This window comes from Cupriavidus ulmosensis, from assembly GCF_977008105.1.
Map to the genome: position 1 here is coordinate 945072 of NZ_CDRMWP010000001.1, position 22182 is coordinate 967253.

A 22182-nucleotide genomic window follows, 5' to 3' on the forward strand; every position below is an offset into this window, starting at 1 on the left:
AAAGGAGACATCCATGCTGCAGAAGTTCATGGCTTCGATGGTCGTGCTGAGCGCCGCGGTATTCGCCACGTCGGCCGTGGCCGAGCCCACCTATCCCGACAAGCCGATCCGGCTCATCGTCCCGCAGCCGCCCGGAGGCGCCAACGACAACCTCGCGCGCATCGTGGGCGACAAGCTCTCGCTCACGATCAGGCAGCCGGTGGTGGTGGACAATCGCCCCGGCGCGGGCATCACGGTCGGCACCTCCATCGCGGCCAAGTCCCCGGCCGACGGCTACACCATGCTGATGGTCAATTCCATCATGTTCTCGGCCAGCCCCAGCCTCTACAAGGGCATTCCCTATGATCCGGTGAGCGACTTCATGCCCGTCGCCAGCCTGGGCGTCGGCTCCTACGCGCTGGTGGTCGCCGACAAATTCCCGGCGCAGAACTTCGCCGAATTCATCAAGCTCATGAAGGCGGACCCGGGCAAGTACAACTATTCCTCCTCCGGCATCGGCAGCACGCCGCACCTGATCACGGAGATGCTCAAGCGGGCCGCCGGCTTCGAGGCCACGCACGTTCCCTACAAGGGGGGCGGCCCCTCCGTCGTCGGGCTGCTGGGCGGCGAAGTGGCCTTCACCGTCGAGAGCACGTCGACGATCGAGCCCCACGTCCGCGCCGGCAAGCTGCGCGTGCTGGCCGTGACCAGCGGGCAGCGCCTGGCGCAGTATCCCAATGTCCCCACCGTGGCCGAGACCGGCATCCCCGGGTTCGAGGTGACGGCGCTCTACAGCCTTGCCGTGCCCAAGGGGACGCCCAGGGCCGCCGTGGACAAGCTGGGCACCGAGGTCGCGCGCATCGTGGCGTCGCCGGAGGTCGGGCGCGCCTTCGACAAGCAGGGCGTGCAGGCGGTGAACCTTCCCGCCGAGCAGGTCCAGGCGCGCATCCGTTCCGAGGTCGACAACTGGTCCAGGATCGTCAAGGAAGCGAAAATCAAGGCCGAGTAGATCGCGCCCATCCCAAGGAGAGAGAAAACCATGCAGAAGACAGACAAGCCGCTGAGCGGCGTACGGGTGCTCGATTTCACCCGCTTTTTCGCCGGGCCCTACTGTGCCCAGTTGCTCGGGGACCTCGGCGCGGACGTGGTCAAGGTGGAGTCCCCCGGCGGCGGCGATCCGCTGCGCGAGCAAGGGCCGCCGTACTTCAAGGACAACGGCATCACCTGGTACGCGACCAACCGCAACAAGCGCTCCATCGTGCTCGACCTGCGCAGCGACGAGGGCCGGCAGACCGCGCGCGCGCTGTGCCTCAAGGCCGATGTCGTGCTGGAGAACTTCCGTCCCGACGTCATGGGACGGATGGGCCTGGACTACGAGACGCTCGCGGCCGCGTCGCCGCGGCTGGTCTATGCGTCGATATCCGGGTTCGGCGCCGACGGCCCGGACGCCGCGCTCGGCGCGTTCGACCTGACCATCCAGGGGGTGGGGGGGTACATGAGCATCACCGGCTCCCGCGAGGGGGCGCCGGTCAAGCTCGGCACGTCCGCGTTCGACATGCTGGCGGGGATGAACTGCCAGACGGCGATCGTCGCCGCCCTGCTGCAGCGCGAGCGCACCGGCCGGGGGCAGCACGTCATGACCAGCCTGCTGGAAAGCGAGGTCGCCTTCCTCGCCAACGCCGCGCTCGAGTACCTGATGACCGGGGAGGAACCCCGCAAGTGGGGTTCCGAACACGCGCAGCAGGTGCCCTACAAAGCGTTCGAGACGCGCGACGGCTGGGCCGTGATCGGCGCGGGCTTCCAGAATTTCTTCGAATCGTTCGTGAAGATCCTGGGCCGCCCGGAATTGCTGCGGGACGAACGCTACGGCACGATGCCGGCCCGCGTGGTGCACCGCGACGAGCTCTATGCCACGCTCGACGAGGAAGTGCGCAAGTGGGCCACCGACGACATCCTCGCCCGGCTGGAGGAAGCCGGCGTGCCCTGCGCGCCGGTAAACAGCATGAGCCAGGTCTTCGCCAACCGGCAGGTGCGCCACCGGGGCATGCAGCTGACCCTGCGCCACCCGCGCTATGGCGAGGTCCCCACGCTCGGCCCGGCGGTGCGCTACAGCGGCTTCGACATCACCGAAGGCTGGACGGCGCCCCCCGAAGTGGGCGAGCACAACGAAGACGTCATGCGGCAATGGCTCGGCTAGGCGCGGCGCTGCCCTCCCGGGGCTGAAGCCGTGCCCGCCGCCGCGGCCCTGCCTGGCCCCGGGCGGGCAGGGGCGCCGGCGCCGCGCGCTGGTGCTACCATGCGCGGCAGCTTGCCGGCCCGGGCATGGCGCGCGGGCGGCCAAACACGTCTTTGCAGGAGAGTCCGGATGGATCCCACCGTAGTGATCAGTACCTTCGAGCGCATCGCCACCGACGAAACGGTCGAGCTTTCGGTCGACGACGCCGTGGCGGGACTGGCCGCGCTGCTGGCCAGCGAGCCGTTCACGGACGCGGCGCGCGCCCTGCTCGAGAAAGTGGGCGCCACGCTGTACCGGGTCGGGCTGGATGGCTACGAAGACTGAGCGCGCGGGGCCGGGCGCCCGGCAAAAGGGTCTCGCCCCGGTCCTTTTTGCGCCGCGCGGCAGACTTTTTTCGCAGCTTCGTTGACACCATCCCCGCCGGCCTGTATAAACGCTGGTGCAGGTCTTTCAAGCGGTTACTCCGATGTTATGGATCGTCCCCTCCAAGCGGCGATTCAATTGCTCCATGTTCCTTCCTTGATCGTCGTGCCTGGTGAGCATCAGGCTCATTCAGAACTTTTAAGGTTTAAAGGATATCCAGCATGGAAACCGGTACCGTCAAGTGGTTCAATGATTCCAAGGGCTTCGGCTTCATCACCCCGGACGCAGGCGGCAACGACCTGTTCGCGCACTTCTCCGAAATCCAGGGCAGCGGCTTCAAGTCCCTGCAGGAAGGCCAGAAGGTGCGTTACGTCGCCGGCGTGGGCCAGAAGGGCCCGGCAGCGACCAAGATCGAACCGATCTGATCGCCGCAGCTTCACCCAGCTTCACCGCTGAAAAAAACCCCGCCTGGCGGGGTTTTTTTTATGGCCGCGACGCCCGCCGCCGCCGCAAATAAAAGGCAGGCCGCGCGGGCGATAGGAGTAGAGTGGGGAGCATCGAACCGCGGAGCGCATCATGGATACCAACCCGATTGCCAGCTACAAGGGGTACGACCTGTACCCGCTCGTCTACAAGCATGCGGTGGTGCGCAACTGGCCCGAGCGCAGGCCCGACCGGACCTTCGACGCCGCCGTGGTGATCTGCCGCGAGGGCGGCGAGCCCAGCGGCGGACAGGCCCGCACGTTCCGCCTCGACAGCACCCAGTGGGACAACGTCGGCGCAGCGCGCCGCGGCGTGCTGCGCTATGCCGAGGACATCATCAACGGCGCGGTTCCCGGGCAGTCCGTGGTATCGCTCTGACACCGGCGCGGGGCCGCCGCGCGGGCCGCGGCGATCCCCGGTAACATGGCCGGACCCCCGCAGCGCGGGACGGTCCGCGCCGGCGGCCTGTCCGGCTGTCAAATCCGGCCGCGCGCGCCGCGGCCTTGCGAGCGCATACACCATGAGCAAGGTTGCCGCACCGTCGAACTTCCTGTGTACCCTGCCGGGCGAGGGCAAGGGCATCGCCTATCACGTCGCCGTCAGCTTCGTCGACGCCAGCCGCCCGAACGGCGTGCGCTTCACCAGCTTCGTCGGCGAAGGCCGGCGCTCGTTCGGCGTGCAGGCCAGCGATGACACGGCGCTGGCCGGCGACGTCGCCGGCAGCTCCGAGGCGCTTTGCCGCCTGGCCATCGGCCAGGCCATCCGCGACAACCTCTACGACAAGAGCGGCGAGGGCGACTACGTGCTCGACCCGCAGGCGCAGCCGTGGGACGGCGAACTGCGCCCGGTCGGCTCGCGCGCCGCCGCGGGCGTGCCGCGCATGCGCTTCCCCAGCTAGCCGGACTACTTGCCCTCGTCGGGCACGTTGTAGGTCTGCTGCAGCGATGCGGTGAAGGGCCGGATCTTGTCGAGGCAGGCCTTGCCGTTCTCGCCTTCCATCGTGGAAAGGGTCCAGTTGCAGCCATCGGCATCGGGCGCATGCCAGACCACGTCGCCGAAGCAGGTGCCGGCGCATTCCGCGTGTTTCTGCTGCTCGGCGCGGATCATCGCGCGCAGTTCCGCCTTGTGCTTGATCTGTCTGGCCATCGTTGTCTCCCGTGCCGGCGTTTTCCGGGCAGCATACGCCGTTTGCCGGCGAGGGTGTGCGATTTGTTTGGCGCGCGCGGCAGTGTGGCGGGCCGCGCAAAATCCCACGGTGGACGCGCGCGTTAGCGCCTATGCTGGCAGCAGGAGCGCGCCGCCGGCGGCGCGCCCGACACGTCGGGAGGGGGACCAAATGCGGCGAGACATGTCTTTCGCGGACCGCGTTCTGACGGCGCTGCGGGCCGACAGCCAGGCCATGCTGAGCGATCTCCAGCTGGCCAAGGCGCTTGGCAACGTCGAGGCATCCAAGCTCGGCCACCACCTGCTGTTGCTGCAGGACGCGGGCCTGGTGGCCAAGACGGCCACGTCCGGATGGCGCCTGACCTGGGCCGGGCACGACCGCGCGGAGGCGCGCAGCAACGCCTAGCGCGGCTGCGCGCCGCCCGCGTCATTCTTCCTGGAACGCTTCCTCGCGCTTGGCCTTGATCGACGGCAGCGCCACGATGCACACCAGCACGGCCGCCGCGATCAGCAGGCCCAGCGACAGCGGGCGCGTGACGAACACGGTGAACGCGCCGCGCGACAGCAGCAGCGCGCGGCGGAAGTTCTCTTCCATCATCGGCCCCAGCACGAAGCCCAGCAGCAGCGGCGCCGGCTCGCACTTGAGCTTGATGAACAGGTAGCCGATCACGCCGAAGGCCGCCGCGGTGAACACGTCGAAGGTCTGGTTGTTGACCGAGTACACGCCGATGCAGCAGAACGTCAGGATGGCCGGATACAGGTAGCGGTAGGGCACCTGCAGCAGCTTGACCCAGATGCCGATCAGCGGCAGGTTCAGGATGATGAGCATGAAGTTGCCGATCCACATCGAGGCGATCAGGCCCCAGAACAGCGCCGGGTTGCTGGTCATGACCTGCGGGCCGGGCTGGATGTTGTGGATGGTCATGGCGCCCACCATCAGCGCCATCACGGCGTTGGGCGGAATGCCCAGCGTCAGCAGCGGGATGAAGGAAGTCTGCGCGGCGGCGTTGTTGGCCGACTCGGGGCCGGCCACGCCTTCGATGGCGCCCTTGCCGAATTCGCTCGAATACTTCGAGGTCTTCTTTTCCAGCGAGTAGGCCGCGAACGAGGCCAGCGCCGCGCCGCCGCCGGGCAGGATGCCCAGCACCGAGCCCAGCGCGGTGCCGCGCAATACCGCCGGGATCATGCGGCGGAAATCGGCGCGGCTCGGCCACAGGTTGGTGACGTGGTCGGTGAAGGTCTCGCGGTTTTCCTTCTGTTCGAGGTTGGCGATGATCTCCGCGAAGCCGAACATGCCCATCGCCAGCGCGACGAAGTCCACGCCGTCGGTCAGTTCGGGCACGTCGAACGAGAAGCGCGCGGCGCCGGAGTTGACGTCGGTGCCGACCAGCCCCAGCAGCAGCCCCAGCACGATCATCGACACCGCCTTGGGCAGCGAGCCCGAGGCCAGCACCACGGCGCCGATCAGGCCCAGCACCATCAGCGAGAAGTATTCGGCGGGGCCGAACTTGAAGGCCAGCTCCGACAGCGGCGTGGCGAACGCCGCCAGGATCAGCGTCGACACGCAGCCGGCGAAGAACGAGCCGAGTCCGGCGGTGGCCAGCGCCACCCCCGCCCGCCCGCGCCGCGCCATCTGGTAGCCGTCGATGGTGGTCACCACCGAGGACGACTCGCCGGGCAGGTTGACCAGGATGGCGGTGGTGGAGCCGCCGTACTGCGCGCCGTAGTAGATGCCGGCGAGCATGATGAGCGCGGCCACCGGGGGCAGCGTGTAGGTCACCGGCAGCAGCATGGCGATGGTGGCCAGCGGGCCGATGCCCGGCAGCACGCCGATCAGCGTGCCGAGCACGCAGCCGAGGAAGCAGTAGCCCACGTTCTGCAGCGTCAGGGCCGTGGAAAACCCGAGGCCCAGATGTTCGATCAGATCCATGACGCCGTCTCCCGGCCTGCATTGTGTGGTGCCACGAGATCGTCCTCGACAGCAGGCGTGCGCAGGTTGCGCGCCTCGGTGGCTCACCAATCACACTAGGCGGATGTGCTTTCATCCGCCTTTCAGCGGGGCCGCTCGCGGGTATTCACCGATGCGCCGCGGCTGGCGCGGCCCGCCCGGCGCCAACGCGTCGGGGCGGCCTTCGCGCGCGGCGCCGGCGTGCCGGCCGCGGCCCGCTACAATGCCGGATTGCCGGCCGCGCGCCGCTTCCACTTCGCCACAGGACGCCCCCATGCCGCTGAGCGCCGAGCAGTTGACCGAATACATGGATTTCGCCGCCAGCCTCGCGCAGGCGGCCGGTGCCGCCAGCCTGCCGTATTTCCGCAGCGCGCCCGCGGTGGAGGACAAGGGCGGCCGGCGCTTCGATCCCGTCACCGAGGCGGACAAGGCCGCCGAGCACGCCATGCGCGCGCTGATCCGGGCGCGCTATCCGCAGCACGGCATCCTCGGCGAGGAAGAGGGGCGCGTGGCCGGCAGCTCGCCGCTGACCTGGGTGCTCGACCCGATCGACGGCACGCGCGCGTTCATCACCGGGCTGCCGCTGTGGGGTACGCTGATCGCGCTCAACGACGGCCAGCGCCCGGTGCTGGGCGTGATGGACCAGCCCTACACGCGCGAGCGCTTCAGCGGCGACGGCCGCGGCGCGTGGCTCAACGGCCAGCCGCTGCGCACGCGCGCCTGCGCGGAGCTCGCGCAGGCCAAGGTGATGTGCACCACGCCCGAGATGTTCGACGACGAGGCCCAGTTCGCGGCCTTCCGGCGCGTGGCCGATGCCGCGCGCATGCAGCGCTACGGCGGCGACTGCTATGCCTATTGCATGGTCGCCGCCGGCCACGTCGACGCGGTGGTCGAGGCCGGCCTCAAGCCGTATGACGTGCAGGCGCTGATTCCCATTGTGCAGGGCGCCGGCGGCGTGATGACGAGCTGGAGCGGCGGCGACGCGCAGCACGGCGGCACCGTGGTGGCCTGCGGCGACGCGCGCCTGCACGGCCAGATCCTGGCGCTGCTCAACGCGCCGGCGTAGGCGCGCGCCGCGCCTGCCCCGCGGCGGGTGTCGCGGCAGGCCGTCACGGCCGGATCACGGTCCGCAGGAAGAGTATGATGCGGACCTCTTTTTTTGCAGCACGGGAAGAAACCAGAAACATGACGTCAAACGCATGCGGCCTCGATTTCGGCACCTCCAATTCCACGGTGGGCTGGGTCCGTCCGGGCCACGCCACGCTGTTGCCGCTGGAAGACGACAAGCTGACGCTGCCGTCGGTGATCTTTTTCCATGCGGAAGACCCGCTGGTCAGCTACGGCCGCGCCGCGCTCGGCGACTACCTGGCCGGCTACGAAGGCCGGCTGATGCGCTCGCTCAAGAGCCTGCTGGGCACCTCGATGATGGAAGACAGCACCGAGGTGATGGGGCAGGCCATGCCGTTCCGCAAGCTGCTCGCCCATTTCATCGGCGAGCTCAAGCAGCGCGCCGAGCGCGCCGCCGGCGCGCGCTTCGAGCGGGTCGTGCTGGGCCGCCCGGTGTTCTTCATCGACGAGGACGAGCAGGCCGACCGGCTCGCCGAGCAGACCCTGCGCGAGATCGCCGCCGACGCCGGCTTCAGGGACATCGAGTTCCAGTTCGAGCCGATCGCCGCGGCGTTCGACTACGAAGCCACCATCGGCCGCGAGGAGTTGGTGCTGGTGGCCGACATCGGCGGCGGCACCTCCGACTTCTCGCTGGTGCGCCTGTCGCCCGAGCGCGCCGGCAAGGCCGACCGGCGCGGCGACATCCTCGCCAACGGCGGCGTGCACATCGGCGGCACCGATTTCGACAAGAGCCTGAGCCTGGCCAGCGTGATGCCGTTCCTCGGCCTGGGCAGCGAGCTGCGCAACGGCAAGGCGATGCCGTCCGGCCAGTACTTCGACCTGGCGAGCTGGCACACCATCAACCAGGTGTACACGCGCAAGGCGTGGTCGCACGTGATGGACAACTACCGCGACGCCGCCGACACGGTCAAGCTCGACCGCCTGATCAGCCTCATCAAGCAGCGCGCCGGCCACTGGCTGGCGATCCAGGTGGAAGCGGCCAAGATCGCGCTGTCCGCCGAGCCGCATGCCGAACTCGACCTGGGCCGCATCGCGCCGGGCGAGACCATGACCATCGGCCGCGCCGACTTCGACCACGCCATCGGCAAGCTGGTCGGCAAGACCGAGCAGACCGTGCAGGCGCTGCTGCGCGACGCCGGCGTGCGGGCCGGCGACATCGACACCGTGCTGTTTACCGGCGGCTCGAGCAGCGTGCCGCTGCTGCGCGAGCGGCTGTCCGACCTGATCCCGGGCGCGCAGCGCATCGAGGGCGATCTGTTTGGCGGCATCGGCTCGGGGCTGGCGCTGGACGCGCGCCGCAAGTTCGGCTGAGGGCCGGGCCGCGCGAAAAAAGCGCGGCGCGGCGCATGGCGGCGGGGCCTCTCCCCGCCGCCATGCCGTCATGCTAATGTGCCGTTTTCGCGCAATCGAAGAGGCAACACATGCAAGCGGCAATCGTCGAAGCCGGCTACGGCTCCGATCCGGTCGGCCTGGTCAGCGGCTTCCGCTTTCCGCCGGGCGAGGCGGGCCAGCCCATCGACTCGGCCAGCGCGTCCGCCTGGCTCAAGTCGCCGCCGCCCGGCGACGAATTCATCTGGCTGCATTTCAACCTCGCCCACAGCGCCTGCGAGCGCTGGCTCAAGGGGCAGATGGAGCTGCCCGAAGGGTTTTTCGAGGCGCTGCGCGAAGGCTCGCGCTCCACGCGCATCGAACGCCTGGACACGGCGCTGCTGGCCGTGGTCAACGACGTCATCTATAACTTCGGCGTCACTTCCACCGACATCTCCACGCTGTGGGCCTGCGCCGACCGCCGCCTGCTGGTGACGGCGCGCCTCAAGCCGCTGCGCTCGGTGGACCAGTTGCGCGCCTCGGTCAAGCGCGGCGAGGTGTTCGCCTCGCCGCTGTCGCTGCTGGTGCACCTGCTGCGCGACCAGGCCGACGTGCTGGTGCACATCGTGCGCGAGACCACCGCCAACGTGGACCAGATCGAGGACCGCCTGCTGTCCCAGCGGCTGCAGGGCAACCGCGTGGAGCTGGGCTCGATGCGGCGCGGGCTGGTGCGCCTGCAGCGCCTGCTGGCGCCCGAGCCCGGCGCGCTGTTCCGCCTGCTCAACCGGCCGCCGCCGTGGCTGCGCGAGGAAGACAGCCTGGACCTGCGCGCCTCCACCGAGGAGTTCTCGCTGGTGCTCAACGACCTCACGGCGCTGGTCGAGCGCATCAAGCTGCTGCAGGAAGAGATCGCCGCCACGCTCAACGAGCAGACCAACCGCACGCTGTTCACGCTGACCCTGGTGACGGTGCTGGCGCTGCCGATCAACATCGTGGCCGGCTTCTTCGGCATGAACGTGGGCGGCATCCCGCTGGCCGACCACCCGCACGGCTTCTGGGTGCTGGTGGTGCTGGTGGCCAGCTTCACCGTGCTGGCCGGGCGCTGGGCGTTCCGCAAGCAGGACTCCTGAGCGGCGCACCACCGCGGCGCGGCTCCGGGGCCACGCCGCGCCGCGAGGCAACCGTTCATGCCGGCGTCATATGACGATGCTAGCGTGGCACGTTGTTGCGAACAGGAGCGTGCAAATGAGGCCAGAAGAGAGCGATCTGATCCGGCGTATCCACCGCGAGGTGGCCGATCACTACGACGAAGAACTCGAACTGGAGCTGGAGGACCACCACGTCGACACGCTGTTCGGCGAGGGCGGCGGCGGCCTGGACGAGGCGGAGCGCGCCATGCGCCGCCACTACTTCCGCGAGCTGTTCCGCCTGCAGGGCGAACTGGTCAAGCTGCAGAGCTGGGTGGTGGACACCGGCCACAAGGTCGTGATCCTGTTCGAGGGGCGCGACGCCGCCGGCAAGGGCGGCGTGATCAAGCGCATCACCCAGCGGCTCAATCCGCGCGTGGCCCGCGTGGCGGCGCTGCCGGCGCCCAACGACCGCGAGCGCACGCAGTGGTATTTCCAGCGCTACGTCTCGCACCTGCCGGCCGCCGGCGAGATCGTGCTGTTCGACCGTTCCTGGTACAACCGCGCCGGCGTCGAGCACGTGATGGGCTTCTGCAGCGACGACCAGTACGAGGAATTCTTCCGCTCGGTGCCGGAGTTCGAGCGCATGCTGGTGCGCTCGGGCATCCAGGTCATCAAGTACTGGTTCTCGATCTCCGACGAGGAACAGCACCTGCGCTTTCTCTCGCGCATCCACGACCCGCTCAAGCAGTGGAAGCTCAGCCCGATGGACCTGGAGTCGCGCCGCCGCTGGGAAGACTACACGCGCGCCAAGGAAGTCATGATGGAGCGCACCCACATCGCCGAGGCGCCGTGGTGGGTGGTGCAGGCCGTGGACAAGAAGAAGGCGCGCCTGAACTGCATCCACCACCTGCTGCAGCAGATGCCCTACGTCGAGCGCACGCAGCCGCCGGTGGTGCTGCCGCAGCGCGAGCGGCACGAGGACTACTCGCGCCAGCCGGTGCCGCAGGAAATGATCGTTCCCGAGATTTACTGAGCCGGCGACGGGCGAAGGACGCCGCCGCCCGGCGCTGCCCGGGCTGCCCGGGCTGTCGACGAAGCCGGCTCACCGCTTGTGTTCGCCCCTCTCCCACTTCGCGGGAGAGGGGAGCAAACCTCCGGCAACCGGAGGCTTGTCAGCGATCCGGGCCATGCCGGCCGCCGCCCGGGCCGCGCGCTTTCTCCCCCGCCCGCCGTGCAATGCGGCTCCGCGAAGCGCGGCAAGACGGGTTCCCGACGATGACCGTCCTTTCCGCGCGCCGCCTGGCGCCGCGCGGCCCCCCGGGCCACGCCGCCGATGGCAATATACCGGCGGCCGGCGGCCGACCGACCCCGCGGCGCAGCGCGGGCATCCCATGCCGAACTAAAGCTCCCCGCCGCGGCTGCCGATATTTGTCTTGATTTGTATTGGCCAATGCATGCGCCGGCTGCCGCCGGCCGCCGCTTATCCCCGAAACGGAGCAAGAAGAACATGTCGGACACCAGAATCCGCCCGCGCGCCAGCGTCCTCGCATCCCTCCTGGCCGCCGCCGCGCTGGCCGCCTGCGGCGGCGGAGGGGACAGCGCCCCGGCCCCGCAGACCACCAGCGGCCCGGTGGTGCCCCCGGTGGTCGCCGCGCCGGCCCCGACCATGCCGGCGCTGGCGCCCGCGTGCGCCGGCACCGAATGCGGCGCGGCCGACGGCAGCAACTACAGCGGCAGCGGCACGGGCGTCTGGTCGGCCTCCAACACGGCCGGCGTCGCGCTCGACCTGCCGGTCTCCATCGGCGGCGTGAACGGCAAGCCGGTCACGCTGCTCTACACCAACGGCGCCACCGCGCAGGCCATGCCGGCGCTGTCGCTGTCGGTGATCCAGCCGGTGGTGGGCAGCCTGTCGGTGCAGTCCGCGCAGGCCGCGCCGTCGGCGCGCGACGAGCAGACCATGCGCGACATCGGCGAGTTCAACCGCACGGGCTGGGCCGCGCTGGCCGGCGCCAAGCATCCCGCCAGCCAGTCGGAGATGGCCGCGCCGCCGCCGCACGCCTCCGTGGTCAGCGACGTCAAGAGCTGGTATCACACCGACGGCACGTCGCGCTCGGCCACGCTCGAGCGGCAGGTCAGCGCGCCGGACGGCACGGTGGTCAACTTCTGGGTGGAAACCACCGAGTGGACGCAGGCCGGCAGCAAGGTCAGCGACACCATCCTCGATGCGCTCGCCAGCGGCTTTGCCGGCTCCGGCGGCATCTATTCGATGCTGACCTCGGTCGGCGGCCCGCTGTGGGGACCGCACAGCTACAGCAACCTGATTGCCGGCACCGGCCAGCCCGTCGACATCGTCATCCTGAACTTCGACAACAATGCCACGCCGTTCGGCACGGTCGGGTATTTCTGGGGCGTGCACAATCTGCTGAAGACGTCGGATGCGCGCAGCAACGAGTCGCTGTCGCTCTATCTCGATTCCGAGACGCTCTACCTGGGCGGCACCGAGGGCATGAAGTCGATGAAGATGACGATGGCGCACGAAGGCATGCACATGCAGAACTTCTACCGCCGCGGCGTCAAGGCCGGCTCGCAGTACGCGTTCCAGACCTGGCTCGAGGAAATGTCCGCGATGATGATGGAAGACTTCGCCAGCCATACCATCGACCCGAGCTACAACGCGATCCGCGACGTGCGCTTCCGCGACTACCTGGGCTACGGCAACGGCAACTTCAATTGCAACATCCTGAACTTCACCGGCTTCGGCCCGACCTGCGAAAGCTATTCGGTGTCGGGCAGCTTCGGCGGCTTCCTCGACCGCCAGCTCGGGCTGGCCTTCTACAAGGACCTGCTCGCGCGCACCACCAGCACCGACTCGAAGACCGTGCTCGACCAGGCCATCAAGGCCGCGCGCGCCGATTCCGGCTTCGAGCAGGAACTGCAGCGCTGGAGCGTGACCAGCAACGCGCTGATGCCGGCCGTCTCCTCGCCCGCGCGCTACGGTTATCCCGAGCGGATCGACGGCGGCTTCACGCTGCCGGTGATCGATCCGTCGCTGTATGGCGCGATCCGCAAGCTGCCGAGCTCGGTGGCCGCCACGCTGCAGCCGTATGGCAGCTTCCCGGTGGTGCGCGGCGGCACCGGCGCCACCTTCAGCGAGACCGTGCGCGTGCCGGCCGGCTCGACCCTGTCGGTGGTGGTGTACTGAGCGGGCGCGCCATGCACCGCATCCTGCTCCTGGCCGCGGCGCTGTGCCTGGCGCTGGCCGCCTGCGCCCAGCCGGCGCCGTCGGCGCAGTCGGGCAATACGGTCACGCTCACGGGCAGGGTGGCGGTCAACGGCAGCGCCGGGTTCCAGCAGCCGGTGCTGATTACCGCCGGCGGCCAGGCGTGGCAGCTCGACGCGCTGCCGCTGGAACAGGCCCGCGCGCTGGACGGCCGCGCGGTGACGGTCACTGGCGTGGTGCTGCGCGCCGCCGCGCCGGGCACCTGGGGGCCGGCCGTGCGCGTCGAGCGCGTGGCACCTGCGGAGGGCGCGCCGGCCGCGCGCTAGCGCCCGGCGCCGCCGCGCGGGAAGGCTTCTTCCAGCGTCAGCACGGTGCCGGTGAGGCTGCCGTCGTAGCCGGGCAGGGCATCCACCACCTGGCGGAAGCTGCCGCTGCGCAGCGCCGCCACGGCGCCCGCCAGCGCGGGGCTCTGCAGCCGCTCGCGCTCGATGGCGAAGAAATAGCGCTCCTTGAGCACCGGCACGAAATCGAGGCCGAAGCGCCGCGCCGCCGTCTCCACCCCGAACCCCGCATCCGCCATGCCGCTGCCGATGTAGGCGGCCACCGCCGCGTGGGTGAACTCGCCGTTGCTGTAGCCCTCGATGCGGCTGCTGTCGATGCCGCGCGCCTCCAGCATCAGGTCCAGCAGCAGCCGCGTGCCGGAGCCGGTCTGGCGGTTGACGAAGCGCACGTCGGGCCGGCACAGGTCGCGCAGGCCGGTGACGCCGCGCGGGTTGCCCGGCCGCACGAAGAGACCCTGCGAGCGCACCGCGAGGTGGATCAGCAGGTGCGTCTCGGGCCGGATCCAGGCGGCGAAGCGCGCCAGCGTGCGCTGTTCGAACTCGCCGATCGGCACATGGAAGCCGGCGATGTCGCAGCCGCCCTGGGCCAGCGCCGCCACCGCCTCCAGGCTGCCGCAGTATTTCAGGTCGTGGCGCACCTGGTGGGTCTCGAGGAAGTCGTGCAGCGCCGCCACCGCGAAGCCGTGGCTGGCGTGCAGGCGCAGCGCGGGCTCGGCGCGGTCCACCAGTTTCTTGATCTCGATCTCCAGCTCCGAGGCCAGGCTTTCCAGCGTCGGCGACAGCCGCGCGGCGATGCGCTTGCTGGCCCACACCAGCTGCTGCGCCAGCGGCGACAGCGCGCTGCCGCGCCCGCGCGTCTTGGCGATCAGCGCGCCGCCGAACAGCGCCTCGGCATCACGCAGGATGCCCCAGGCGTAGCGGTAGGACAGGCCGCTGGCCTGCGCCGACTGGCTGATGCTGCCGGTGCTTTCGATCAGGCCCAGCAGGCCGACCAGGCGCGACACGTCGAGCGCCGGCCCGGCGCCGGGATCGTCGGCGCGGACCTGCAGATGCGGTTCGATGGAGATGCGTAACATATGCGAAAAATAGCATATTGCCCGAATGGATCCAACTGCCTATAGTCCGCTCAAACAGGCATTGCAGGCTGGCCGATATGGCGGCGCATGGCAGCGCATGGCCACAAGTGGCGGCGCAGCATGGCGGACGCTGCACGCGGGCCGGCCCGGGTGCCTCGAGATATGAAAAAAATAGCATATAAAGCGAATCGCATATAAAGCGGTGGCCATCCGATGGCCGGCCGCGCCCCGCAGCAGTTCCTGGCAAGACGCGCAAGCCAATGCGCCGCACCGTCTGCCGCCGGCCGCAGGCGCCGGCCAGTGCTGCTTCACCAGGAGATCCGATGTCGTCCCCGTCGCTGTCCCCATCCGCCGCCGGCGCCTTGCGCGAACCGGCCCGCGCGCAGATCGCCGCCATCATCGCGGCGCGCCGCGACCTGCCGGGCGCGCTGCTGCCCATCCTCCACGACATCCAGGACACGGTGGGCTACGTGCCGTCCGAGGTCCTGCCCGACATCGCGCGCGCGCTCAACCTGTCGCGCGCCGAGGTCCACGGCGTGGTCACGTTCTATCACGACTTCCGCGAGCGCAAGGCCGGCCGCCACGTGGTGCGCGTGTGCCGCGCCGAGGCGTGCCAGTCGGTCGGCAGCGAGGCGCTGGCCGCGCATGCCGAGCAGGCCGTGGGCTGCGCGTTCCATGAAACCACCGCCGACGGCGAATTCACGCTGGAGCCGGTCTATTGCCTGGGCCAGTGCGCGTGCGGCCCGGCCGTGACGGTCGACGGCAAGCTGGCCGGGCGCGTTACGCCGCAGCGCTTCGACGCGCTGCTGGCGGCGTGCGCGCGCGGCGGGGAGGCCACGGCATGAGCGCCATCACGGTATTCGTTCCGCGCGATTCCAGCGCGCTGGCGCTGGGCGCCGACGAGGTCGCGCAGGCCATCGCGCGCGAGGCCGCGGCGCGCGGCGCCGAGATCACGCTGGTGCGCAACGGCTCGCGCGGCATGTTCTGGCTGGAGCCGCTGGTCGAGGTGCGGACCGCGGCCGGCCGCGTGGCCTACGGCCCGGTCGCGCCGGAAGACGTGCCGGGTCTGTTCGACGCGGGTTTCCTCGGCGGCGGCGCGCACGCGCTGGCGCTCGGTCCGACCGGCGAGATCCCCTTCCTCAAGCGGCAGGAACGCCTGACCTTCGCCCGCGTCGGCATCACCGATCCGCTCTCGCTGGCCGACTACACCGCCCACGAAGGCTTCGCCGGGCTGACCCGCGCGCTGACGCTGGACGGCGCGCAGATCGTGCGCGAAGTCACCGAGTCCGGCCTGCGCGGCCGCGGCGGCGCGGCGTTCCCCACCGGCATCAAGTGGCAGACCGTGCTGAACGCGAAGTCGCCGGTCAAGTACGTGGTCTGCAACGCCGACGAGGGCGATTCCGGCACCTTCTCCGACCGCATGGCGATGGAAGGCGACCCGTTCATGCTGATCGAAGGCATGACCATCGCCGGGCTGGCGGTCGGCGCCGAACACGGCTACGTCTACGTGCGCTCCGAATACCCGCACGCCATCGCCATGCTGGAAGCCGCCATCGACGTGGCGCAGGCCGCCGGCTGGCTCGGCGACGACATCCGCGGCAGCGGCCGCCGCTTCCGCCTGGAAGTGCGCAAGGGCGCCGGCGCCTACGTGTGCGGCGAGGAAACCGCGCTGCTGGAAAGCCTCGAAGGCAAGCGCGGCGTGGTGCGCGCCAAGCCGCCGCTGCCGGCGCTCGAAGGCCTGTTCGGCAAGCCCACCGTCATCAACAACGTGATCTCGCTGGCCACCGTGCCGCTGATCCTGGCGCGCGGCGCGCAGTTCTACCGCGACTACGGCATGGGCCGCTCGCGCGGCACGCTGCCGTTCCAGCTCGCCGGCAACATCCGCCAGGGCGGGCTGGTCGAGAAGGCGTTCGGCCTGACGCTGCGCGAGCTGCTGGAAGACTTCGGCCAGGGCACGCGCAGCGGCCGGCCCATCCGCGCGGTGCAGGTGGGCGGCCCGCTCGGCGCCTACCTGCCGGTCTCGCGCCTGGACACGCCGATGGACTACGAGGCGTTCGCCGCGTTCGGCGCGGTGCTCGGCCACGGCGGCATCGTGGTGTTCGACGACACCGTGGACATGGCGCGGCAGGCCCGCTACGCGATGGCGTTCTGCGCGATCGAGTCGTGCGGCAAGTGCACGCCGTGCCGGATCGGCTCCACGCGCGGCGTGGAGGTGATCGACAAGATCATCGCCGGCGACCAGCCCGTCAGGCATGTCAAGCTGGTGCGCGACCTGTGCGACACCATGCTGGGCGGCTCGCTGTGCGCGATGGGCGGCATGACGCCGTACCCCGTGCTGTCGGCGCTCGACGCCTTCCCGGAAGACTTCGGCGTGGCCGTGCCCGCCAAGGCTGCCTGATCCCCGCACACCCAGAAAAACAAGCCAGCCAACGCCAGCATCAAGCCGGAGACCGCCTTGAACACACGCAATGAAATCGATTTCGGCACGCCCGCCAGCGATGCCCGGGAGCAGGTCACGCTGCAGATCGACGGCATCGACATCACCGTGCCGGCCGGCACCTCGCTGATGCGCGCGGCCGTGCAGGCCGGCGTCAACGTGCCCAAGCTGTGCGCCACCGACAGCCTCAAGTCGTTCGGCTCGTGCCGCCTGTGCCTGGTCGAGATCGAAGGCCGGCGCGGCTACCCGGCCTCGTGCACCACGCCGGCCGAGGCCGGCATGAAGGTGCGCACGCAGAGCGACAAGCTGGCCGACCTGCGCCGCGGCGTGATGGAGCTGTACATCTCCGACCACCCGCTCGACTGCCTGACCTGCCCGACCAACGGCAACTGCGAGCTGCAGGACATGGCCGGCGTGGTCGGCCTGCGCGAGGTGCGCTACGGCTACGACGGCGCCAACCACCGCGCCGCGGCCAAGGACGAATCCAACCCGTACTTCACCTACGACCCCTCCAAGTGCATCGTGTGCAACCGCTGCGTGCGCGCCTGCGAGGAAACCCAGGGCACCTTCGCGCTCACCATCGGCGGGCGCGGCTTCGACTCGCGCGTGACCGCGGGGCAGGGCGGCAGCTTCATGGAGTCGGACTGCGTGTCGTGCGGCGCCTGCGTGCAGGCCTGCCCCACCGCCACGCTGGCCGAGACCTCCATCATCCGCATGGGCCAGCCCGAGCACAGCGTGGTCACGACCTGCGCGTACTGCGGCGTGGGCTGCGCGTTCAAGGCCGAGATGAAGGGCAACGAAGTGGTGCGCATGGTGCCGTACAAGGACGGCCAGGCCAACGAAGGCCACTCGTGCGTGAAGGGGCGCTTCGCGTGGGGCTACGCCACCCACAACGACCGCATCCTCAACCCGATGATCCGCGCCAGGATCACCGACCCGTGGCGCGAGGTGTCGTGGGAAGAGGCCATCGCCTACGCCGCCGCGCAGTTCAAGCGCATCCAGGCCGAGCACGGCCGCGACGCCATCGGCGGCATCGTCTCCTCGCGCTGCACCAACGAGGAAGGCTACCTGGTGCAGAAGCTGGTGCGCGCCGCGTTCGGCAACAACAACGTCGACACCTGCGCGCGCGTGTGCCACTCGCCGACCGGCTACGGCCTCAAGCAGACGCTCGGCGAATCGGCCGGCACCCAGACCTTCCGCTCGGTCGGGAAGGCCGACGTCATCATGGTGATGGGCGCCAACCCGACCGACGGCCATCCGGTGTTCGCCTCGCGCATGAAGAAGCGCCTGCGCGCCGGCGCCAGGCTGATCGTGATCGACCCGCGCCGCATCGACCTGGCCGACTCGCCGCACGTGCGCGCCGATTTCCACCTGCAGCTGCGCCCCGGCACCAACGTGGCGGTGGTCACGTCGATGGCCCACGTGATCGTCACCGAAGGGCTGATGAACGAGGCCTTCATCGCCGAGCGCTGCGAGGACCGCGCGTTCCAGCAATGGCGCGACTTCGTCAGCCTGCCGGAGAATTCGCCCGAGGCGATGGCGGACGTCACCGGCATCCCGGCCGACCAGCTGCGCGGCGCCGCGCGCCTGTACGCCACCGGCGGCAACGCGGCGATCTACTACGGCCTGGGCGTGACCGAGCACGCGCAGGGCTCCACCACCGTGATGGGCATCGCCAACCTCGCCATGTGCACCGGCAACATCGGCCGCGAGGGCGTGGGCGTGAATCCGCTGCGCGGGCAGAACAACGTGCAGGGCTCGTGCGACATCGGCTCGTTCCCGCACGAGCTGCCGGGCTACCGCCACGTGTCGGACTCCACCACGCGCGGCCAGTTCGAGGCTGCCTGGAACGTGGAGATCAACCCCGAGCCGGGCCTGCGCATCCCCAACATGTTCGAGGCCGCGCTGTCGGGCAGCTTCAAGGGCCTGTACTGCCAGGGCGAGGACATCGTGCAGTCCGACCCCAACACGCAGCACGTGGCCGCGGCGCTGTCGGCGATGGAATGCATCGTGGTGCAGGACATCTTCCTCAACGAGACCGCCAAGTACGCGCACGTGTTCCTGCCGGGCTCGTCGTTCCTGGAGAAGGACGGCACCTTCACCAACGCCGAGCGCCGCATCTCGCGCGTGCGCAAGGTGATGCCGCCCAAGGCGCGCTACGCCGACTGGGAAGCCACCGTGCTGCTGTCCAACGCGCTCGGCTACCCGATGGAGTACACCCATCCGTCGCAGATCATGGACGAGATCGCGCGCCTCACGCCGACCTTCCGCGGCGTGAGCTACGCGCGCCTGGATGAGCTCGGCAGCATCCAGTGGCCGTGCAACGAAGACGCGCCCGAGGGCACGCCCACCATGCACATCGGCAGCTTCGTGCGCGGCAAGGGCAAGTTCATCATCACGCGCTACGTGCCCACCACCGAGCGCGTCAACCGCGCCTTCCCGCTGATCCTCACCACCGGGCGCATCCTCTCGCAGTACAACGTGGGCGCGCAGACGCGCCGCACCGAGAACGTGATGTGGCACGACGAGGACCGGCTCGAGATCCACCCGCACGACGCCGAGGAGCGCGGCATCAAGGACGGCGACTGGGTCGGCGTGCAGAGCCGCGCGGGCGAGACCGTGCTGCGCGCCATCGTCAGCGCGCGCATGCAGCCGGGCGTGGTCTACACTACGTTCCACTTCCCCGAATCGGGCGCCAACGTGATCACCACCGACAACTCCGACTGGGCCACCAACTGCCCCGAATACAAGGTCACGGCGGTGCAGGTCACGCCGGTGGCGCAGCCGTCCGAATGGCAGCGCCAGTACCACGACTTCCACGCGCAGCAGCTGCGCCTGCTGCAGGCCGCCAGCGCGGAGGCGCGCCCGGCATGAGCGAGCTCCGCACCAGCGCGGCGTGGCCGGCCGGCGACGCCGAGCCGCCCACCCACAGCACCTTCGAGGTCGGGCGCAGCCGGCTTGGCCAGGTCGCGCTGGAGGCCGACGAACTGGCCGAGGAAGTGCCGGTCGCGCTCGAGTACAACGGCATCTCGCACGCGGTCATGCTGGCCTCGCCGGCCGACCTCGAAGACTTCGCGCTCGGCTTCAGCCTGAGCGAAGGCCTGGTGGCGAGCCCGCGCGACGTCTACGAGATCGACACCGAGGCCGGCTGCGACGGCATCACGGTGCGCCTGCGCATCGCCGCCGAGGCGTTCGCCGGCTTCAAGGAGCGGCGCCGCGCCATGACCGGGCGCACCGGCTGCGGCCTGTGCGGCACCGAGTCGCTGCAGGAAGTCATGCGCGTGCCGGCGCCGGTGGCCAGCAGCGCCAGCTTCTCCGGCGCCGCGCTGTACGCCGCCTTCGCGCAGCTGCAGACGCGCCAGGAACTGCTGCGCCACACCGGCTCGACCCACGCCGCGGCGTGGCTGCGCGCCGACGGCCAGGTCGGCCTGGTGCGCGAGGACGTGGGCCGCCACAACGCGCTCGACAAGCTGATCGGCGCGCTGGCGCGCGGCGGCGAGGACCGCGCGCGCGGCGCCGTGCTGGTGACCAGCCGCGCCAGCTATGAAATGGTGCTCAAGACCGCCAGCGCCGGCGTCGGCCTGCTGGCCGCCGTGTCCGGCCCCACCGCGCTCGCGGTGCGGCTCGCGCAGCGGACCGGCGTGACGCTGGCCGGCTTCGTGCGCGACGGCCGCCACGTGGTCTACACCCACCCCCAACGCCTGCAGGACAGGACGGAACCGGCATGAACACGGACAACCTCGTCAAGATGGCGAACCAGATCGGCACCTTCTTCTCGGCCATGCCGGACCGCGAAGAAGCGCTCACGGACATCGCCTCGCACATCAAGCGCTTCTGGGAGCCGCGCATGCGGCGCGCGCTGCTGGCGCAGATCGACGACGGCGAAGCCGCCGGGCTGGACGACATCGTCCGCCAGGCCGTGATGCGCCACCGCGGCCTGCTGGCCGTGACGCCGCGCGCGTCGGAGCAGCAGCCCGAGCAACACTGAGCGGCCGCCCGGCCGCCGCTTGGCCGTCTACTTCAGACGCCTACCTCAGCCGCCTACCTCAGCCGCAACGGCTCCAGCAGCGCCGCGTCGTACTGCCCGCGGTCGATGCGGCCCAGTTCCAGCATGCGCAGCAGGATGTAGGCCTGCCGCTGGCGCGCGCGGCGCGGGTTGACCACCGGGTTGTTGGCCGACGGCGCCTTGGGCAGGCCGGCCAGCATCGCGCACTCGGCCAGCGTGAGCTCGCCCACGGGCTTGCCGAAATAGGTCTCGGCGGCCTCGGCGAAGCCGTAGGCGCCCTGGCCGAGGTAGATCTTGTTCATGTACAGCTCGAGGATCTCGTCCTTGCCCAGCGCATGCTCGATGCGGTAGGACAGCAGCACCTCGTACAGCTTGCGCGTATACGTCTTCTGGCGCGACAGGAAGAAGTTGCGCGCGACCTGCATGGTGATGGTGGAGGCGCCCTGCGAGAGCTCGTCAGACAGGTTGGCCACGCCGGCGCGGATCACGCCGACGTAGTCGATGCCGTCGTGCAGGTAGAAGCGCTCGTCCTCGATGGCGACCACCGCCTGCGTCAGCGCGGGCGGCATCTGGCCGATGGGCACGTAGCCGGGCGACTGGCGGAACGCGGCGAGCGCGTCGAGCGAGGGCAGCTGGCGCTGGGCCACCAGCACGGCCAGCGTGCCCAGCAGGGCCGCGCCGAGCACCAGCAGCAGCGCCAGCCTGATGAAATTTGACCAGAGACGTTTCATGGGCCGTATTGTGCCAGCACGCGGCGACGGTGCCGCCGCGCGTGCCGCCGGTCCCGCACTTCAGCCGGCCGGCACGGGCGCGCCGGCATGCTGGGGACAGCCCGCCCGCGGCGTCCGGCGGGGCGGATTATCCCGCCGCGCCGCGGCACTTGTCGAGGCCGGGCGCAAGCGTTCATGATGGTGGTCAAGCCGCCTGCCCGCGCCGGGATTTTTCGGGTACCGTACGCTGTCCCATTGCCGGAGCATCGCGCGGCAAGGGTTCACGGGCGCCGCGCGCGCGATCGCCGGGGCCGTTGTGGCCCGCGGCGGTCTGAAGCAATGATTCGGAGTGCATGATGAAGATTCTAGTGAGGGGCCTGCACCAGGGCATCGACGCGGCTCGCCTGCGCGAGGCGCTGGCCTCGTATGTGCGCGTCGTCGACGTCGAGCTGATCCTCGACGGCGATGGCGCCCATCCGTGGGCCTGGGTCGACCTCGACCTCGGCGACGCCGATCCGATGAGCGTGTGGAAACTGGTGGCGCGGCTCGATCACCGCTATATTGCCGGCTGCCATACGCGCTGGCACGTGCCGGCGCACCGCGCGCGCTGAGGCGCGCATCCGGCGCGCGCGGCTCATCGAGGGAGACAATGA

The 22182-nt window shown here is 69.9% G+C and carries 23 protein-coding genes; 19 read left to right on the top strand and 4 right to left on the bottom strand.

Features of this window, described 5'->3' with window-relative positions; translation table 11 throughout:
* Positions 1-13 precede the first annotated feature (13 nt).
* From ACWTPI_RS04350 to ACWTPI_RS04375, 6 genes are all read left to right on the top strand, one after another.
* On the top strand, positions 14-988 hold the full coding sequence (locus tag ACWTPI_RS04350; protein ID WP_059410673.1) for a Bug family tripartite tricarboxylate transporter substrate binding protein: 975 nt from the start codon (positions 14-16) through the stop codon (positions 986-988).
* Between the two features lie 30 nt (positions 989-1018).
* Positions 1019-2176: a CaiB/BaiF CoA transferase family protein gene (locus ACWTPI_RS04355; RefSeq protein WP_020202068.1), complete on the top strand. Its 1158-nt coding sequence runs from the start codon at positions 1019-1021 to the stop codon at positions 2174-2176.
* Between the two features lie 168 nt (positions 2177-2344).
* Positions 2345-2539, top strand: coding sequence for a hypothetical protein (locus ACWTPI_RS04360; protein WP_059410674.1), 195 nt, complete (start codon positions 2345-2347; stop codon positions 2537-2539).
* 260 nt (positions 2540-2799) lie between these two features.
* Entirely contained in the window at positions 2800-3003 is a 204-nt protein-coding gene (locus ACWTPI_RS04365) for a cold-shock protein (protein ID WP_020202065.1), read from the top strand.
* Between the two features lie 151 nt (positions 3004-3154).
* A complete protein-coding gene (locus ACWTPI_RS04370) occupies positions 3155-3439 on the top strand; it encodes a hypothetical protein (protein ID WP_020202064.1) in 285 nt (94 codons plus the stop codon).
* Between the two features lie 142 nt (positions 3440-3581).
* Positions 3582-3959 carry a hypothetical protein gene (locus tag ACWTPI_RS04375; protein WP_020202063.1) on the top strand — a complete coding sequence of 126 codons (378 nt, stop codon included), beginning with the start codon at positions 3582-3584 and terminating at the stop codon, positions 3957-3959.
* Between the two features lie 5 nt (positions 3960-3964).
* Here the strand turns inward: ACWTPI_RS04375 and ACWTPI_RS04380 are convergent, their stop codons facing one another.
* Positions 3965-4207 (bottom strand): hypothetical protein, encoded by a 243-nt coding sequence (locus tag ACWTPI_RS04380; RefSeq protein WP_020202062.1) that lies wholly within the window; start codon positions 4205-4207, stop codon positions 3965-3967.
* Between the two features lie 202 nt (positions 4208-4409).
* Here ACWTPI_RS04380 and ACWTPI_RS04385 point away from each other — a divergent pair, with 202 nt between their 5' ends.
* A complete protein-coding gene (locus ACWTPI_RS04385; protein ID WP_020202061.1) occupies positions 4410-4631 on the top strand; it encodes a hypothetical protein in 222 nt (73 codons plus the stop codon).
* Between the two features lie 21 nt (positions 4632-4652).
* On the opposite strand, the gene ACWTPI_RS04390 is transcribed toward ACWTPI_RS04385, so the two are convergent.
* Positions 4653-6155 carry a tripartite tricarboxylate transporter permease gene (locus tag ACWTPI_RS04390; protein ID WP_059410676.1) on the bottom strand — a complete coding sequence of 501 codons (1503 nt, stop codon included), beginning with the start codon at positions 6153-6155 and terminating at the stop codon, positions 4653-4655.
* Between the two features lie 292 nt (positions 6156-6447).
* Between ACWTPI_RS04390 and hisN the strand changes: the two genes are divergently transcribed.
* From hisN to ACWTPI_RS04420, 6 genes are all read left to right on the top strand, one after another.
* Entirely contained in the window at positions 6448-7239 is a 792-nt protein-coding gene (gene hisN / locus ACWTPI_RS04395) for a histidinol-phosphatase (protein WP_020205724.1), read from the top strand.
* Positions 7240-7358: 119 nt separating this feature from the next.
* On the top strand, positions 7359-8612 hold the full coding sequence (locus tag ACWTPI_RS04400; RefSeq protein ID WP_454731026.1) for an Hsp70 family protein: 1254 nt from the start codon (positions 7359-7361) through the stop codon (positions 8610-8612).
* A gap of 110 nt (positions 8613-8722) precedes the next feature.
* The gene (locus ACWTPI_RS04405) at positions 8723-9739 is read left to right on the top strand and encodes a transporter (protein ID WP_020205722.1); all 1017 of its coding nucleotides are present in this window, start codon (positions 8723-8725) and stop codon (positions 9737-9739) included.
* Positions 9740-9854: 115 nt separating this feature from the next.
* Positions 9855-10772 carry a polyphosphate kinase 2 gene (ppk2, locus tag ACWTPI_RS04410; protein WP_020205721.1) on the top strand — a complete coding sequence of 306 codons (918 nt, stop codon included), beginning with the start codon at positions 9855-9857 and terminating at the stop codon, positions 10770-10772.
* A gap of 474 nt (positions 10773-11246) precedes the next feature.
* Complete coding sequence (locus tag ACWTPI_RS04415; RefSeq protein WP_454731027.1) at positions 11247-12941, top strand: M30 family zinc metallopeptidase; 1695 nt, start codon at positions 11247-11249, stop codon at positions 12939-12941.
* Between the two features lie 11 nt (positions 12942-12952).
* Positions 12953-13285: a DUF5818 domain-containing protein gene (locus ACWTPI_RS04420; protein WP_454731028.1), complete on the top strand. Its 333-nt coding sequence runs from the start codon at positions 12953-12955 to the stop codon at positions 13283-13285.
* On the opposite strand, the gene ACWTPI_RS04425 is transcribed toward ACWTPI_RS04420, so the two are convergent.
* Complete coding sequence (locus ACWTPI_RS04425) at positions 13282-14376, bottom strand: substrate-binding domain-containing protein (protein WP_020205718.1); 1095 nt, start codon at positions 14374-14376, stop codon at positions 13282-13284. The two genes, ACWTPI_RS04420 and ACWTPI_RS04425, sit on opposite strands and share 4 nt — an antisense overlap.
* Positions 14377-14699: 323 nt before the next feature.
* On the opposite strand from ACWTPI_RS04425, the gene ACWTPI_RS04430 reads away from it, so the two are divergent.
* From ACWTPI_RS04430 to ACWTPI_RS04450, 5 genes are read left to right on the top strand one after another with little or no spacing between them, the layout of a single operon-like run.
* Positions 14700-15221 (top strand): formate dehydrogenase subunit gamma, encoded by a 522-nt coding sequence (locus ACWTPI_RS04430; protein ID WP_020205717.1) that lies wholly within the window; start codon positions 14700-14702, stop codon positions 15219-15221.
* Positions 15218-16774, top strand: a complete 1557-nt coding sequence (locus ACWTPI_RS04435; RefSeq protein ID WP_020205716.1) for a formate dehydrogenase beta subunit — start codon at positions 15218-15220, stop codon at positions 16772-16774. Before ACWTPI_RS04430 ends, ACWTPI_RS04435 begins: the two co-directional genes overlap by 4 nt.
* Positions 16775-16831: 57 nt before the next feature.
* Complete coding sequence (gene fdhF, locus ACWTPI_RS04440) at positions 16832-19687, top strand: formate dehydrogenase subunit alpha (protein WP_020205715.1); 2856 nt, start codon at positions 16832-16834, stop codon at positions 19685-19687.
* Positions 19684-20541 carry a formate dehydrogenase accessory sulfurtransferase FdhD gene (gene fdhD, locus ACWTPI_RS04445; RefSeq protein ID WP_454731029.1) on the top strand — a complete coding sequence of 286 codons (858 nt, stop codon included), beginning with the start codon at positions 19684-19686 and terminating at the stop codon, positions 20539-20541. Before fdhF ends, fdhD begins: the two co-directional genes overlap by 4 nt.
* Positions 20538-20801 carry a formate dehydrogenase subunit delta gene (locus tag ACWTPI_RS04450; RefSeq protein WP_020205713.1) on the top strand — a complete coding sequence of 88 codons (264 nt, stop codon included), beginning with the start codon at positions 20538-20540 and terminating at the stop codon, positions 20799-20801. Before fdhD ends, ACWTPI_RS04450 begins: the two co-directional genes overlap by 4 nt.
* A 53-nt stretch (positions 20802-20854) precedes the next feature.
* Here the strand turns inward: ACWTPI_RS04450 and ACWTPI_RS04455 are convergent, their stop codons facing one another.
* Positions 20855-21550, bottom strand: a complete 696-nt coding sequence (locus ACWTPI_RS04455) for a transglycosylase domain-containing protein (protein WP_020205712.1) — start codon at positions 21548-21550, stop codon at positions 20855-20857.
* A gap of 335 nt (positions 21551-21885) precedes the next feature.
* On the opposite strand from ACWTPI_RS04455, the gene ACWTPI_RS04460 reads away from it, so the two are divergent.
* Positions 21886-22140 carry an RNA recognition motif domain-containing protein gene (locus ACWTPI_RS04460; RefSeq protein WP_020423949.1) on the top strand — a complete coding sequence of 85 codons (255 nt, stop codon included), beginning with the start codon at positions 21886-21888 and terminating at the stop codon, positions 22138-22140.
* Positions 22141-22182 lie beyond the last annotated feature (42 nt).

What these genes read in the sequence shown, in the direction of transcription:
- ACWTPI_RS04350 (WP_059410673.1), top strand. Translation starts at nt 14, where the DNA reads ATGCTGCAGAAGTTCATGGCTTCGATGGTCGTGCTGAGCGCCGCGGTA.
- ACWTPI_RS04355 (WP_020202068.1), top strand. Translation starts at nt 1,019, where the DNA reads ATGCAGAAGACAGACAAGCCGCTGAGCGGCGTACGGGTGCTCGATTTC.
- ACWTPI_RS04360 (WP_059410674.1), top strand. Translation starts at nt 2,345, where the DNA reads ATGGATCCCACCGTAGTGATCAGTACCTTCGAGCGCATCGCCACCGAC.
- ACWTPI_RS04365 (WP_020202065.1), top strand. Translation starts at nt 2,800, where the DNA reads ATGGAAACCGGTACCGTCAAGTGGTTCAATGATTCCAAGGGCTTCGGC.
- ACWTPI_RS04370 (WP_020202064.1), top strand. Translation starts at nt 3,155, where the DNA reads ATGGATACCAACCCGATTGCCAGCTACAAGGGGTACGACCTGTACCCG.
- ACWTPI_RS04375 (WP_020202063.1), top strand. Translation starts at nt 3,582, where the DNA reads ATGAGCAAGGTTGCCGCACCGTCGAACTTCCTGTGTACCCTGCCGGGC.
- ACWTPI_RS04380 (WP_020202062.1), bottom strand. Translation starts at nt 4,207, where the DNA reads ATGGCCAGACAGATCAAGCACAAGGCGGAACTGCGCGCGATGATCCGC.
- ACWTPI_RS04385 (WP_020202061.1), top strand. Translation starts at nt 4,410, where the DNA reads ATGTCTTTCGCGGACCGCGTTCTGACGGCGCTGCGGGCCGACAGCCAG.
- ACWTPI_RS04390 (WP_059410676.1), bottom strand. Translation starts at nt 6,155, where the DNA reads ATGGATCTGATCGAACATCTGGGCCTCGGGTTTTCCACGGCCCTGACG.
- hisN (WP_020205724.1), top strand. Translation starts at nt 6,448, where the DNA reads ATGCCGCTGAGCGCCGAGCAGTTGACCGAATACATGGATTTCGCCGCC.
- ACWTPI_RS04400 (WP_454731026.1), top strand. Translation starts at nt 7,359, where the DNA reads ATGACGTCAAACGCATGCGGCCTCGATTTCGGCACCTCCAATTCCACG.
- ACWTPI_RS04405 (WP_020205722.1), top strand. Translation starts at nt 8,723, where the DNA reads ATGCAAGCGGCAATCGTCGAAGCCGGCTACGGCTCCGATCCGGTCGGC.
- ppk2 (WP_020205721.1), top strand. Translation starts at nt 9,855, where the DNA reads ATGAGGCCAGAAGAGAGCGATCTGATCCGGCGTATCCACCGCGAGGTG.
- ACWTPI_RS04415 (WP_454731027.1), top strand. Translation starts at nt 11,247, where the DNA reads ATGTCGGACACCAGAATCCGCCCGCGCGCCAGCGTCCTCGCATCCCTC.
- ACWTPI_RS04420 (WP_454731028.1), top strand. Translation starts at nt 12,953, where the DNA reads ATGCACCGCATCCTGCTCCTGGCCGCGGCGCTGTGCCTGGCGCTGGCC.
- ACWTPI_RS04425 (WP_020205718.1), bottom strand. Translation starts at nt 14,376, where the DNA reads ATGTTACGCATCTCCATCGAACCGCATCTGCAGGTCCGCGCCGACGAT.
- ACWTPI_RS04430 (WP_020205717.1), top strand. Translation starts at nt 14,700, where the DNA reads ATGTCGTCCCCGTCGCTGTCCCCATCCGCCGCCGGCGCCTTGCGCGAA.
- ACWTPI_RS04435 (WP_020205716.1), top strand. Translation starts at nt 15,218, where the DNA reads ATGAGCGCCATCACGGTATTCGTTCCGCGCGATTCCAGCGCGCTGGCG.
- fdhD (WP_454731029.1), top strand. Translation starts at nt 19,684, where the DNA reads ATGAGCGAGCTCCGCACCAGCGCGGCGTGGCCGGCCGGCGACGCCGAG.
- ACWTPI_RS04450 (WP_020205713.1), top strand. Translation starts at nt 20,538, where the DNA reads ATGAACACGGACAACCTCGTCAAGATGGCGAACCAGATCGGCACCTTC.
- ACWTPI_RS04455 (WP_020205712.1), bottom strand. Translation starts at nt 21,550, where the DNA reads ATGAAACGTCTCTGGTCAAATTTCATCAGGCTGGCGCTGCTGCTGGTG.
- ACWTPI_RS04460 (WP_020423949.1), top strand. Translation starts at nt 21,886, where the DNA reads ATGAAGATTCTAGTGAGGGGCCTGCACCAGGGCATCGACGCGGCTCGC.